We start from the raw sequence: 13,940 nt of genomic DNA on the forward strand, positions 1-13,940 counted from the left end.
ATGGGGGTTACCCTCGACGACGAGGCCCGACAGTATCTCGCTGCGTTCGAAGACGTGACGGGTGTGTCGGGTATCGACTGCATCGTCCAGTCCGCCACTGACGTCGACCTCGAGCCAGCCCACACCCAGGAGACAGCTGCTGGGGCTGCAACCGCTGGCGATCACACTGGCGCCGATGACGATGACGACCAACTAATCGTCGTCGTCTCGAGTGACGCAATGGGTGAAGCAATCGGTCCCGGCGGTCGAACGGTCAGGCGCTTCGAGGACGAACTCGGGATGTCGGTTCGGCTCGTTGCCGACGCAGACGACCCAGAGACGTTCGTCGCGAACACGCTCGCGCCCGCAGCGGTCTACAACGTCACGATCAGCGAAAACGACGATACCGTTGCCTACGTCGAAGTGGCAACCGAGGACCGTGGCGTCGCAATCGGGTCGAACGGACAGACAATCGAGGCCGCACGACGACTCGCGCAGCGCCATTTCGGCATCGACGACGTGCAGTTGGTCTAACTCGATTGCAATGCTGGCAGTTCCGCTCTCGACCGTCAGTCGCTTTGACGTTTATTTTAGCCAAGCAGTGATACCGCCAGACAAACGAGACTCGACGTTTTACCCTCTCTGTCGGTCGAAACGCTGTCCTGACTGGGATCCGGTCGTTTGCGACGAGGTGATGAGCATCGCGCTCGAGCGACGAAACGCCACGAGAATCCTTCGTTGACCCCCCTCGAGCGCTCTCGAGGCGTAACGCCGAATCGAAACGGGTCGCTTAAGTGCCTTCGACGGATAGCGACGCGCATGGCAAACGGCAAATACGCCGCGCGCAAGCTCAAGAAAGACCGCCAGGAGCAGCGGTGGTCCGACTCGGACTATGCGCGCCGTGCCCGTGGACTTCGCGAGAAGTCCGACCCACTCGAGGGAGCGCCCCAGGGTCGAGGTATCGTTCTCGAAAAGGTCGGCATCGAAGCAAAGCAGCCAAACTCGGCAATTCGAAAGTGTGTCCGAGTGCAGCTGATCAAAAACGGAAAGCAAGTCACCGCGTTCTGTCCCGGTGACGGTGCCATTTCGTTCATCGACGAGCACGACGAAGTTACCATCGCCGGTATCGGTGGGGCGAAGGGTCGTGCAATGGGTGACCTCTCCGGTGTCAACTACAAGGTTGACAAGGTCAACGGCGTCGCAATGAAAGAACTCGTTCGCGGAAACGCAGAGAAACCGGTGCGATAATCATGGCGGCAGAAGACCAACCAGACCCAGACGCCCCAGCCGGCGGCGCAGACGTGTCGGCACAGCTCTTTGGCGAGTGGGAACTCGGCGAACTCGAGTACGCCGACCCATCGACCGAGCGCTACATCACGGTGACGCCAGTCGCACATACCGCTGGTCGCCACGCCAGAAAGCAGTTCCAGAAGTCCCAGATCTCGATTGTCGAGCGCTTCATCAACCGTCTCATGCAGACGGAAGAGAACACGGGCAAGAAACAGCAGGCCCTCAGCGCTGTTCGTGACTCGTTCGAACTGATCCACGAGCGCACCGAGGAGAACCCAATTCAGGTTCTCGTCACCGCCGTCGAGAACTCGGCCCCACGAGAGGAGACCGTCCGCCTGAAATACGGTGGTATCTCGGTCCCGAAGGCCGTCGACGTCGCTCCACAGCGCCGTGTCGACCAGGCTCTGAAGTTCCTCGCAGACGGTGTCTACAACGACTCGTTCAAGACGCCAACGTCCGTCCCGGAGGCCATCGCCTCCCAGCTGATTGGCGCAGCGAACTACGACGTCCAGACGTACGCCGTCAGCCAGAAAGAAGAAAAAGAGCGCGTCGCGGCAGCCGCACGCTAACGCTCGAGTCGATTTTCTCTCGTTTCTTTCTTTTTCGCCCCGGTAGCGGTGGCTCTATCGCTCGGCTACACAATGACTTGTCCTGCTGTTCGCTACGCTGCAACCCGTTCGAGCGGCTGCTCTCGAATCTGTCTCGCGAGTTTCGACAGACAAATCGCACTACGGCGTCCATCTACCTACATTTAATACCCCGCGGTAACCGATACTAATAGAGACGTGGTGTTGGAATCGACACAGCGGATACTCGTTGTCCATCGCGAGCGGCCGCTCTCCGTCATCGACTCTGAGCGCCTCTCCGTTCCGATTGCTATCGATCAGGTGTCCTTCGATATCTCGATCCTCGAGCAACTCGAGAACTGCTATGACCTACTGGTCCTCGACTGGCACCTCGAGCAGCCGGACGCTCGCGGTGTCCTCGATGCCTTCCGCCAGACCGCGCCCGAGAGTTGGGTGCTCGCACTCGCCGCAGAAGTGCCCGACGATGATCCAGTTGACCGCGGCGTCGACGAAGTCCTCGTCGAACCAGTCGCTCCAACCGCCCTCGCTGGGACCCTCGAGCGCTTGCTTTTCCAGTGTGCCTACGAGCGAACGATGCACAACCTGTTCCGTCTCTCGACCGAACGCGCCGTCCTCGAGACCGAACTCGAGTCGGATGTGGCTGTCGGGGATCAGTATCAGTCCGTTGTACAGGAGCTACAGACCTGTCGTGAGCGTGCAGCGTCGATTCGTGCGGAACTGTCAGGAGACTCGTTCGACCAGACGCTTCGACAGCTGTTTAGTGAGTGATAAACGCAGTCGATAATCGATTCGTTCTTACAGGTGTACTGTGAGTCTCACTCGAGACTCGTTTTGCAGTAGCTACAGCGCTAGCTATTTTTCGTTATATATAATATTACCGCCAATATTTATGATATATTAAGATAGATTAATTTCTGATCGGCCACATTTTACAGTCGTACCATGCAAGACATGACAGAATACCTCGCGAAACACCCACGAATGATTGGCGTGCTGTTCACAATTATGATTTTGTTGTCACAATCAGGGACCGCAGCGGCGAGCGCTTCTGCCTATTACGGGCCGTGAATTACAGGATGTCCATTTCTATCGTATCACTCCAATATAGCTGATTTTCAAATAGAACTGGGAACCTGCCTATATCAAAAAACTCCCCTAGTTGTGATATATCGGTTGGGAACCAACCAGTCTGATCTGGAATAATGTAGTAATCTTCGATAGGGTCTATATCCGGAGTGAAGACTCCCCCATTTGATGATCTCACTTCGCCATATGCAATAATATTGGATTCATACCCATCTTCCCCCTGCCTGACTAAGCAAATATCTGGCATTGCCGTTTCTGATTGTGCGATTGTTGCCCTGCCATCGCCGACAATAAGATACTGTTGTCCGATAATATTCTCGATTCTTGCGACATCAAGTGCCGCGTATAGAGGAAATCCGCCATTTAGCAATTGGGCGATTACACTTCCCATCTTCACTGCACCACTATTGACAATATCTCCTAGTGTTACAATACCACCAATACTCCCCGCATCAATGAGATGGAGCCCTTGGTCGTGGGATTGACACGCATTCAGTAAAAACGCCTCTACCCCCACTGAGTCCATAGTTGACGCGTCAAATTTCCCATCTGAACACTGGAATCCTTCCCTATCGATGTGGCCAATATAGTGAAAAAAGTCGCTCTCGGTGGCGAGTGTGTTCTTGAGTTCGGCCGTTGTGAAATCGTAATGAATGGACACATTGAACGGCAGTCGGTTGTGTGTTCCGTAGAACCCATTTACCGACTCAAGTTCGTCCTGCATCTCTGCATCATTACAGACGACTTCTATTTCAATGGGGTCTGGTCGTGGCGTTCGACCAATTCGATTGTAGTATGCCGAAACTGGTGTCGTACTATTGATGTCTGTGCCGTGTATACTCTGCCAGACTTGCGTAATTGTTGTTTGTGGAGGGTGGTCGGCAGTATCTGAATCAGATATCGGTGTCTCTTGATTTCCACGGATTGGACTTGCACTCCGGACAAAATCAGCACGAGTAAATGAGTCAATTGCTTCAACTGTCTCTTTGGTTGGCTCTGGTGTCTCTGTCTTTTCATCAATACTAATTATCGCAAGTTCGTCCGCCAAAAATGGAAGGAAATCAATGGTTTCGGCCACTGCGTTGACCTGTGTCTCGAGTCTCCAATTAGGATAGTACTCGTCAATAGAGGCTGAATCAACCTCGAGATAGGCCTGAACCCGCTCATGGAGCGGACGGCTATACATCTCCTCGAGATCAAACTCGAGAAGTGGTTCAATTGCTTTTCGTCTGTACAACGGAAGTGGTGTTGGTCCTTCAGTTCGAACGACGCAATCGAGAACGAAGATATGTTTTAATACCCGTTTGACAGTGTTCTCGAATCCGTCCGGGCCACAGAGAGAGTACGTATACCCTGACTCAGTCATGATCTGTGGCTCGGAACCGGATCGAATGGTTGCACCCAGATAATATGAAAGTGGTGTGACGACGAATATGTCCTGTAATTTCGGAGGCACAACTATCTCGATACCTGTCTCTAATTCTGTAAGTGTATCTGGAATTTCAAGTTCGTCGCCGACCTCAAGCATCGGAGGATGGCCACGGAGCGTCGGGTATGATCGTTCTGCAGAGGTTGTCTTTAACGCAGAACTAAATATCGAGACAGCCTCCATCACATCCGTTGGCTTGGTCGTCGTCGTAATCGTGTCTGCTGGTCGTCGATGAAATGATCGTGCACCAATCAGGCACTGTGTCTCCCCATCGAAGGAAATATGCGTTTGTTCGTTATCTGAATAGATATATACGGAACTATTGATGTGTGCGTAGACTTTGAGTGACCCAGAAATGTCGAGATTGTAGGTTCCGTGAGGAAAATACGCGTGATCGTCTGATTGGACTTCTGCCTTCATCAACCCCTCTTTGTTGCGAACAAGAACGCGATTCATCGTTGGAAGTACGATTTCGTCCGTTACGATCTGTGCCGCCGTCCCGATTGGAAACGGAATGCCATGCTCTTCAACCGGTTCCGGCGACACCGCACGAGGCGTCTGCAGATGATAGCGCCGTCGCTCGATGGGGTCGATAATCTCGAGTCCGGTATCGGTGGCGTCGAATGTCGGTTTCATTAGACGGGGTCCATCGGTCTGGTCGACGAGATGGCGTCAGTTACGCTGAATCAGAACGCGACCAGTATGACTGTGTTGTCGCTGAGTCAGGAGCGTGAGATCCAGCCGGACTTTCGCCCCTCGTCCGTAAGTGACCAGCGCTCTTCGTAGCCGTCCGCCCGATCTTGTACTTCGAGGACGACATCGAATAGCGACGAAAGCACCGAGACGATGGTCGCATCGTGTTCGACCGGCAAATGGCAGTGAAACATGCCGTCGGCGGCTGTCGTTCGGCCGGTGATCAGATGCAGAAAGGTGAACACGGTTTCTCTGTCGGACGCCTCGAGGAGTGGCAACAGTGAGTCGATGCCGACGCGCAGTTCGGCGGGTTCGAGGCCGTCGGCGTCAGTGTCGAAGAATTCAATTGCACTCGAGATAGCGATGCCGACGTCTGCGAGGGAGTCAACGGTAACGCGTGCTGGGGCAACGGTCGAAGAGTTGGTCGTTGCTGTCGGCGCGGTGGCTGTCTCGGGGTGGGGGGGTGTGGATGGCGTGTCCGGGTCGGTCTCGTCTGCGGTCGGTGGTGACTGGTGGGCGGTGGTGCCGCGTGCGGGGGCGTCGTACGTGATGTGTCGGAACGTTGCGGGCGTTGAGTCTGCTCCGGGTGTGGGCCAGACCGCCTGACCGGTTGTCGAGACGGCGATGCGCCGTCGCAGAGTGTCAACACTGGATTCGTCTCCGAACAGTCGGCGACAGATGTCTCGACGGTGGTCTGGTTGAAGCGAGCCGACGACGAGGACGCTCGCGCCGTCGTGTTTTAGCTGACGCAGTTTCGTCGTGAACCCCCCGTCGGTCGACGTATCGCCGCTGACTGGACCCGAGAACATCAGTTGTATGATCAGAAAAGATGGCGTAATAAACATTAAACGTTCGGGTCTCTTGTCAGCGCCTGATACTGGTTCCCAGACAGCGCCGATCACGCTCGAGCGTTCTCACGAACCCCCGTTTGTGTCTCCTGTCTTGAGACGCGCTGTGGACTAGTCGGCGGCGACGCCACCGTTGCCGACGTACGACCGTGTTGCATCGACGAGCACCTGTCGGTAGCTACTCGAGTCGGGTTCGCGCGCGAGTTCCCGGAATCGGTGTTTGAACCCCTCGAAATCGACCTCCGGGGCGTCGAGTGTGGCCGTGTGTGCGAGGTCATACAGTCGGTGATCAGTCTCAACGAGGTCGTGGCGCTCGGCGAGTGCGAGCGCGAACGCGGCGTTCACTGCCGTAATATCTGGATCCGCGCTTGCAGAGAGTCGCTCGAGGCCCGGGCGGGAGGCTGGGTCTGGTCGGTCCGCGATGGCGGCTGCGAGACTGGACTCGAGATAGGAGAGCAGTTTTTCGCCGGGGCCGACGGCGAGCGTGATGTCGTCGGCGTAGATGTCTTTCATGTGGTTGGCGATCTGGTAGCAGTGTGAGAGTTTGCGCCGCTCGACGGACTTGCCTGCGAGTGCGAGGTAGAGGACTTCCTCAATCGACTGGGTGTGGGAGGGGTGGTTCTGTTCGTGGCGAGCCATGTGTGAGAACTCGTGGAGGGCGAGCTCGCGGGCCATCGCACTCGAGGCGGCCTGGTGGGAGATGTTCAGGACGTGGTGGTCGTCGTAGTGGGCGGCCCAGGTTCGTTCATCGGGGTTGTCGCGGAGATGGACGTAGACAGGCAGCGAGAGATCGTGTTCTGTTTCGAAGAGGTCCCGAGCGCCGAGAAATGGAGTTGTTGGGCCGGGCCCCTGTACGCGTATATCCATGGGTAGCTATACCAGGGGTTGGGGCTGTATGTCTTTTACGCCGGGTTGCACTTGCAGCGAGGGGTGGGTAGGTGGGTTGGTGGGTTCGGAGACAGCGCTGCTCGTTCTGTGCGTGGTGTTGTCTCACGCAAACTGGATATTCCAGCGTTCGAACCGGATTCTGTGTCATTTTCGGCGGCGACGAAACACTACCCTTTTGACCCCGCTACCGGTAACAGGGTATATATGGGCCGACGCAAGAAGATCGTCCAAGAGTGTGAACGGTTGATGGACGAACCGGAGAACATCCGGAACATCGCCATCGCCGCTCACGTTGACCACGGAAAAACAACGCTTTCTGACAACCTCCTCGCGGGTGCGGGCATGATCTCGGATGAGACTGCCGGCGAACAGCTCGCGATGGACACGGAAGAAGACGAGCAGGAACGTGGGATTACCATCGACGCGGCAAACGTTTCGATGACCCACGAGTACGAAGACACCAACCACCTGATCAACCTGATCGATACGCCGGGCCACGTCGACTTCGGTGGCGACGTGACGCGTGCGATGCGTGCAGTCGACGGTGCGCTCGTCGTCGTCGACGCTGTCGAGGGTGCCATGCCACAGACCGAAACGGTCCTGCGCCAGGCACTCCGCGAGGGCGTCAAGCCGACCCTGTTCATTAACAAGGTCGACCGCCTGATTTCGGAACTCCAGGAAGGACCAGAGGAGATGCAACAGCGTCTCGTCTCGGTCATCAACGACGTCAACGAACTCATCCGCGGCATGACCGAGGATATGGACGACGTCGAAGATTGGACCGTCTCCGTCGAAGGCGGTACCGTCGGCTTCGGTTCTGCACTCTACAAGTGGGGTGTCTCCATGCCATCGATGCAGCGAACCGGGATGGACTTCGCTGAGATCATGGAACTCGAGCGCTCCGATAAGCGCCAGGAACTTCACGAGAAGACGCCGCTGTCGGATGTCGTCCTCGACATGGTCTGTGAGCACTTCCCGAACCCAGTCGACGCACAGCCACGTCGTATCCCACGTGTCTGGCGTGGTGACGCTGACTCCGAACTCGCAGACACGATGCGTCTCGTCGACGAAGACGGCGAGGTCGTCTTCATGGTCACCGACATCGGGATGGACCCACACGCCGGTGAAATCGCCTCCGGTCGTGTCTTCTCGGGGTCCCTCGAGAAGGGTCAGGAGCTGTACGTCTCCGGGACCGCGGGCAAGAACCGCGTCCAGTCCGTCGGGATCTACATGGGTGGCGAGCGCGAGGAAGTTGAAGAGGTTCCCGCAGGGAACATCGCGGCCGTCACCGGCCTGCGCGATGCCATCGCCGGCTCGACTGTCTCCTCCGTCGAGATGACGCCGTTCGAGTCCATCGAGCACATCTCGGAGCCAGTCATTACGAAGTCCGTCGAGGCACAGAACATGGACGACCTGCCAAAGCTCATCGAGACGCTGCGCCAGGTCTCCAAGGAAGACCCAACGATCCAGATTACGATTAACGAGGACACTGGCGAGCACCTCATTTCGGGTCAGGGTGAGCTTCACCTCGAGGTCATCACGCAGCGTATCGAGAAGAACCAGGGGATTCCAGTCAACACTGGTGAGCCAATCGTTGTCTACCGCGAGCAGCCCCAGGAAGCAAGTCCAGAGGTCGAGGGTATCTCCCCGAACCGCCACAACCGCTTCTACATCTCTATCCAGCCGATGACGAAAGACCTCGTCGAGACCATCCAGCTCGGCGAAGCCTCGATGGACATGCCAGAGCAGGAACGCCGTGAAGCCCTGCAGGATGCTGGGATGGAGAAGGATACGTCCCAGAACGTCGAGCACATCCACGGGACCAACATCCTCATCGACGACACGAAGGGTATCCAGCACCTGAACGAGACGATGGAACTCGTCATCGAAGGGTTCGAGGATGCACTGGACAACGGCCCGCTCGCAAATGAGCCAGTCCAGGGGACGCTTATCCGCCTGCACGATGCCCGACTCCACGAGGACACCATCCACCGTGGCCCGGCACAGGTCATCCCCGCCACGCGTGAGGCACTTCACAACTCCCTGATCGAGGGTCGCATCAAGATGCTCGAGCCGATGCAGGACGTCCGTATCGACGTGCCAAACGACCACATGGGTGCCGCCTCCGGCGAGATCCAGGGTCGTCGTGGCCGCGTCGACGACATGTACCAGGAGGGTGACCTCATGGTTGTCGAGGGTATCGCACCCGTCGACGAACTGATTGGCTTCGCAAGCGACATCCGCTCTGCGACCGAGGGTCGTGCCTCCTGGAATACGGAGAACGCCGGCTTCGAGGTCATGTCCGACTCGCTCCAGCGCGAGAAGATCATGGAGATCCGCGAGCGCAAGGGCATGAAGCTCGAACTCCCAGAGCGCATCCAGTATATCTAAGCAGTCGCCGTCTCGAGCGGTATCGCGTTTTTTCTTTCGAAACACTTGACAGCGCCAGCGATATACGAAACAGAGACACGCCTGTGCGTAAGAAGTGAGTGTCAGTTCGACGCGTCGTCACTGCGCCGAAAATGGCTGGTGAATCACGCCAGCCATCGACGATACGTTCACGTGTATTGCAAGCCCCGGCGCGTGGCCTGCATGTTGATTGATTCCAGTGTGACACATAATGCTATTCGAAGGAAAGCCGACTCTCACTCAGTGAGCTATGTCTTCGACTTAGAACCCTCTGTCTTATCGAATACTCATCTACTCGAGAGTGTCTATCTCGAGTACTGCTCTCGTCGTCTTTGACGCACTCTGTACGTGCAACGCGACTCGTTCTCGAGAATAGATACGATACGAAAACTGCGGTGACTACTCGCGCTCGCCGGCACCGAGTGCTGCTTCGCCGACCTTCTCGTGGCCTTCGATGACTTCCTGATCGCCCATGTACGGTTGCAGGGCTTCGGGAATCGCGACGGTGCCGTCCTCGTTCTGGTAGTACTCGAGAATAGCAACCATCACGCGTGGAATTGCAAGCCCTGAGGCGTTCAGGGTGTGCAGATACTCAGCGGATTCGTGGCGCTCGGGTCGGTAGCGCAGGCCGGCACGACGAGCCTGGAAGTCCTCGAAGTTCGACGCCGAGGAAACCTCGAGCCAGCGGCCGCCCTGTTCTGGGCCGTCGTCCATGTCGTCGCCGGGTGCCCAGACCTCGATATCGTAAGTCTTCGCGCTCGCAAAGGTGAGATCGCCGGTACAGAGTTCGAGAATGCGGTAAGGAAGTCCGAGTTCCTGGAGGACGACTTCGGCTTCCTCGAGGAGGCCCTCGAGGCGGTCGTAGCTCTCGTCGGGTTCGACGAAGTTGACGAGTTCGACCTTGTTGAACTGGTGGACGCGGACGATGCCACGGGTTTCGGTGCCGTGCTCGCCGGCCTCGCGCCGGAAGTTTGGCGTGTAGGCCTGATGTTTGAGTGGGAGGTCGTCAGTGAGGAGAATGTCATCGGCGTACATGTTGGTGACGGGAACCTCTGCAGTCGGGCAGAGCCAGAGGTCTTCGTCGTCGTACTCCTCGTCGTTGCTGCCGCCGAGTCGGTAGGCATCGTCGACGAACTTGGGGAACTGGCCGGTGCCACGCATTGAGGCGCTCTTGACCGGAACGGGCGGGAAGACGTCGACGTAGTCTTGCTCGCGATGAATGTCCATCATGAACTGGACTAAGGCGTGCTCGAGTCGCGCGCCGTCGCCTTTGAGGAAGTAAAAGCCGGAGCCGGTCGTCTTGGCGGCGCGTTCCTCGTCGATGATGTCCATTTCCTCGCCGAGTTCGTAGTGGGGCGTCACGTCCTCGGGCACGTCACGCAGGTCGTCGAAGCCCCAGCGTCGATCTTCCTCGTTGTGGCGCTCGTCGACACCGAGTGGGACGCTCTCGTGAGGGATCTGTGGAACCTCGAGCATGCGCTCTTGGAGTTCGTCCTGCAGGTCGGCCGCTTCGTCTTCGACCTCCTCGATCTGGTCTTTGAGCTCCTGTGATTGCTCGATTGCTTCGTCTTTTTCCTCCCGTTTGCCCTCAGAAACGAGTGTGCCGATTTTCTTGGTGATCTCGTTGCGCTCGTGGCGCAGTTCATCGCCGCGGGCTTTCAACTCACGCCAGCGTTCGTCAATCTCGAGAAGTTCGTCAAGGTCGACGTCGGCACCCCGGTTGTCCAGTGCGTCGCGTACCTCGTCGGCATTCTCGCGTACGTAGGTCCGATCAAGCATTGCTCGAGGCTTCAGTACGGCCGTCCAAAACCGTATCGGAAGGTGACCGCGAGTGAGACCAGCGCGCGATGAGAGCCGGGACACGGGAAATGTTTTTTCGTGTCGGGGGAAGTGGGGTTCGTATGGACCCGCTCGAGGGCGAAGCACCGTCGGCACCGATCAGGTACGAGCCCGTCAACGTCAAAGACGTGCTCGTCGAGATGAAAGACACCGCAGAGCTGTTGATCGACCTGTCGTACTCTGCCGTCTTGCACTCGAGCGAGGAGATCGCCCGCGAGGTGCTTCGCCTCGAGGGGCGGATGGACGAACTCGAGATGCGCGCGCGGATGGGCTTGATGATGGCCGTTCGCAGCCCGGACGACGCCGAGCAACTCGCGCCCGTCCTTGGGATCGTCACGGCGGCTGATGACATCAGCGACGCCGCAGGCGACATTGCGAAGGTCGTTCTCGAGGATATCGGCTTGCCGGAGGCGATGCGTGCAGCGCTGCCGGAGGCCGTCGAAACGCTCGTTCGCGGGGTTGTCGTCGGCGACTCCGAGTACGTCGACCGACCGCTTGCAGAGATCGACCTCGAGTCAGAAACTGGCGTACGTGTCATCGCGCTTCGGCGCGGAGACGAGTGGTTGCTCAATCCCGGCCCGGAGACGGCAATTCGTGCGGACGACGTGGCACTGCTGCGCGGGCCGGACGTCTCGATTAGTGAGGTCTACGAGACGCTGACTGGTGACCCCTACGAAGCGCCATCCGTCGAGGCGCCGGATATCGAGGATCTCGAGCGCGCGGTCGACACGATTGTCCACATGAAGAACCTCTCGGAGTTGGCGGTCGACCTCGCCTACAGCGCCGTGTTGTTCGACAGCGAACCGCTGGCCGAGGAGGTTCGCAATCTCGAGGTCGAAGTCGACGCGCTGGAGTCGCGCTTCGAGGCGTGGACGCTGCGTGCGGCGGCTGACGCGCCTGACCCGGTTGTGCTTCGCGGGCTAATTCACCTGGGCAGTGCCACGGAGGTCATCAGCGACGCGGCAATCGACATTAGCGAGGGTGTCCTGCGCGAAATCGACGTCCATCCGGTCGTCCAGATGGCCGTCGAAGAGAGCGACGAAATCATTACGCGCGTTGCAATCGAATCGGGCAGCGATCTCGATGGCGCTGCGATTGTCGGCGGCGTTCCGGATACGGAGACGACGATGTCGGTGATCGCAATTCGCCGTCCCGAAGAGGGCTGGTTGTTAGTTGGCGATGCCGACGCCGAAATCCGAAGCGGGGATGTCCTCATTGCAAAAGGAACGCGAACGGCTGCAGGCGCGTTCGACGATCTCTCACAGCCCTGAGAGACGGTTCGATTCGGTGCGTGTTCTGACGCTCACTCGAGTGAGGCGAGTACCGTCCCAACGAGTTCGAGGTAGCCAACTGTCGCGAGGGCAACGATGATGAGCGCAAGCGAAAGCGGCACGAGCGTCCGCAAACGCCATCGAAGCCGTGATCCTGAGGGGAGGTGTTCTCGAGCGCCAACGCGGATGGTGTGACGAAGCTGAATCAGTGCCTGTGCCATCGAGATGGCGATAGTCAGTGTGCCAGTCATCGCTGTCCTTGCTGTGCCTGCAGTGGCTGGTGGTGGGAGCTGGTGGACGTGTTCGAAAGCCGGGTGCGTGCCATATCACGACGGCCACGTCGTGACACTTGAAACTCAGTCAGACGCTCGACAGACGTGGCGCTGACGCTCCAGAATGTGGCCTCGAGAAGTCCTGAATCCCTCTGCGTTAGAAGTTGAGGACGGCTGCCGAGACGCCGATGAAGATGACCATGCCAAAGACGTCGACAACGTTGGTGACGATTGGAATCGTTGTGTCGTCGGGATCGATCCCCAGCCGGTAGGAGCCGTAGGTCGCGGCGAAACTGAAGACGATGGCGATCACGGCGACGGACATGCCACTGACCAGCGAGATGAACAGCAGCGTAGAGAGGGCAATCGGCGTATCGAAGATGAGTACGCCGAGTGCGTACGCGCCGATCCCAAGTGCGGTAAAGATCGTCGCTGCTAACGCCAAGATTGCGATGACGTTTGCCCACAGCACCCGATCCGTCGGATCGAGTTTTGTCGTCCCCAGGTGGAATCGAGTCGAGAGTCGGGAGCTCAAAATCGCGCCCAGATTCCCGCCCATATCGACCATCGTCGGCACCATCACCGCAAGAATCGCGAACTCCCCTAACATCTCTTCGGCCTCCTCGAGCGTGATGCCGGCCCAGAGGACGATGATCGAGAGGACGATCAACAGTGGGAACATATTGCCGACGATTGATTTCCACTCCCACGTCCCGAGCGAGCCCTGTGGAACGACCATTAGACGAGCACCTCCACGAGGCCAATCGAGAACAGCATGAACAGCATGCCGAAGATGTCACCCAGCGTCGTCACAATGGGGCCGACGAGATTGTCGGGATCGTAGCCGTGCTTGTAGCCGGCGAAGATCAGCGTGAGCAGGCCGAAGATGAGGATCACTGACGTGAGAACGCCCGCGATCAGCATGATACCGACGAGTTCGTACAGTGCAGCGACCTCCCAGCCGATGACGAGCAGTGCAAGCCAGGTGAGCACGCCGATGACAATCGAGATTCCAATTCCGTTTATAAACGACGCCAGCACCGCGTTGATAAGCCGTTCGTCCCGTTCGAACGTCGGCTCGATCAGTCCCTGGTGAAGCCCACTCGAGATCCGACCGCCGAGTGCGCCGTAGACGTTACCCCGCGTTGCGAGAAAGACGGGCACCATCACGAGTAACCCGGGAAATCGTTCGACGCTCTCGAGAATGCTCTCGAGGACGAGTCCAGCGAACAATCCGCCCCCGAGTGCGATCACCAACACCGGGAGTGCTTCGCGATAGATCGACCACACGTCGCCCCGAACGCTCATATCAGTGAATCACTCAGTCGCCTGTTAAACGTATGGGTCGC

At 57.9% G+C, this 13,940-nt stretch carries 14 protein-coding genes; 7 read left to right on the forward strand and 7 right to left on the reverse strand.

Features of this window, described 5'->3' with window-relative positions; translation table 11 throughout:
- The 5 genes from B2G88_RS15290 (at position 1) to B2G88_RS20250 (ending at position 2,924) form a co-directional block, all read left to right on the forward strand.
- A complete protein-coding gene (locus B2G88_RS15290) occupies positions 1–513 on the forward strand; it encodes a NusA-like transcription termination signal-binding factor (protein WP_054863941.1) in 513 nt (170 codons plus the stop codon).
- A gap of 285 nt (positions 514–798) precedes the next feature.
- Positions 799–1,227 (forward strand): 30S ribosomal protein S12, encoded by a 429-nt coding sequence (locus tag B2G88_RS15300; RefSeq protein WP_054863943.1) that lies wholly within the window; start codon positions 799–801, stop codon positions 1,225–1,227.
- 2 nt (positions 1,228–1,229) lie between these two features.
- Positions 1,230–1,838 (forward strand): 30S ribosomal protein S7, encoded by a 609-nt coding sequence (locus tag B2G88_RS15305; RefSeq protein WP_087715243.1) that lies wholly within the window; start codon positions 1,230–1,232, stop codon positions 1,836–1,838.
- Positions 1,839–2,054: 216 nt separating this feature from the next.
- Positions 2,055–2,624: a HalX domain-containing protein gene (locus B2G88_RS15310; protein ID WP_087715244.1), complete on the forward strand. Its 570-nt coding sequence runs from the start codon at positions 2,055–2,057 to the stop codon at positions 2,622–2,624.
- Between the two features lie 183 nt (positions 2,625–2,807).
- A complete protein-coding gene (locus B2G88_RS20250) occupies positions 2,808–2,924 on the forward strand; it encodes a DUF7503 family protein (RefSeq protein WP_449406696.1) in 117 nt (38 codons plus the stop codon).
- Between the two features lies 1 nt (position 2,925).
- Here B2G88_RS20250 and B2G88_RS15315 read toward each other — a convergent pair whose 3' ends face one another.
- The 3 genes from B2G88_RS15315 to B2G88_RS15325 form a co-directional block, all read right to left on the reverse strand.
- Complete coding sequence (locus B2G88_RS15315) at positions 2,926–4,554, reverse strand: hypothetical protein (protein ID WP_245835412.1); 1,629 nt, start codon at positions 4,552–4,554, stop codon at positions 2,926–2,928.
- Between the two features lie 539 nt (positions 4,555–5,093).
- On the reverse strand, positions 5,094–5,873 hold the full coding sequence (locus B2G88_RS15320) for a DUF7504 family protein (protein ID WP_087715246.1): 780 nt from the start codon (positions 5,871–5,873) through the stop codon (positions 5,094–5,096).
- Positions 5,874–6,023: 150 nt separating this feature from the next.
- Positions 6,024–6,779, reverse strand: a complete 756-nt coding sequence (locus B2G88_RS15325) for a DUF5781 family protein (protein ID WP_087715247.1) — start codon at positions 6,777–6,779, stop codon at positions 6,024–6,026.
- 225 nt (positions 6,780–7,004) lie between these two features.
- Between B2G88_RS15325 and B2G88_RS15330 the strand changes: the two genes are divergently transcribed.
- The gene (locus B2G88_RS15330; RefSeq protein WP_087715248.1) at positions 7,005–9,191 is read left to right on the forward strand and encodes an elongation factor EF-2; all 2,187 of its coding nucleotides are present in this window, start codon (positions 7,005–7,007) and stop codon (positions 9,189–9,191) included.
- A 417-nt stretch (positions 9,192–9,608) separates the two neighbouring features.
- On the opposite strand, the gene serS is transcribed toward B2G88_RS15330, so the two are convergent.
- Positions 9,609–10,988 carry a serine--tRNA ligase gene (gene serS / locus B2G88_RS15335; protein WP_087715249.1) on the reverse strand — a complete coding sequence of 460 codons (1,380 nt, stop codon included), beginning with the start codon at positions 10,986–10,988 and terminating at the stop codon, positions 9,609–9,611.
- 122 nt (positions 10,989–11,110) lie between these two features.
- On the opposite strand from serS, the gene B2G88_RS15340 reads away from it, so the two are divergent.
- Positions 11,111–12,319, forward strand: a complete 1,209-nt coding sequence (locus tag B2G88_RS15340; protein WP_087715250.1) for a potassium channel family protein — start codon at positions 11,111–11,113, stop codon at positions 12,317–12,319.
- 32 nt (positions 12,320–12,351) lie between these two features.
- Here B2G88_RS15340 and B2G88_RS15345 read toward each other — a convergent pair whose 3' ends face one another.
- The 3 genes from B2G88_RS15345 to B2G88_RS15355 all read right to left on the reverse strand — a co-directional run bounded on the left by B2G88_RS15345 (position 12,352) and on the right by B2G88_RS15355 (position 13,899).
- A complete protein-coding gene (locus tag B2G88_RS15345; protein ID WP_054863644.1) occupies positions 12,352–12,570 on the reverse strand; it encodes a hypothetical protein in 219 nt (72 codons plus the stop codon).
- Between the two features lie 178 nt (positions 12,571–12,748).
- Positions 12,749–13,330 carry a magnesium transporter gene (locus B2G88_RS15350; RefSeq protein WP_087715251.1) on the reverse strand — a complete coding sequence of 194 codons (582 nt, stop codon included), beginning with the start codon at positions 13,328–13,330 and terminating at the stop codon, positions 12,749–12,751.
- A complete protein-coding gene (locus B2G88_RS15355; protein WP_054863643.1) occupies positions 13,330–13,899 on the reverse strand; it encodes a magnesium transporter in 570 nt (189 codons plus the stop codon). Before B2G88_RS15355 ends, B2G88_RS15350 begins: the two co-directional genes overlap by 1 nt.
- Between the last annotated feature and the right edge of the window lie 41 nt (positions 13,900–13,940).

This window comes from Natronolimnobius baerhuensis (assembly GCF_002177135.1).
Lineage (GTDB): Archaea > Halobacteriota > Halobacteria > Halobacteriales > Natrialbaceae > Natronolimnobius > Natronolimnobius baerhuensis.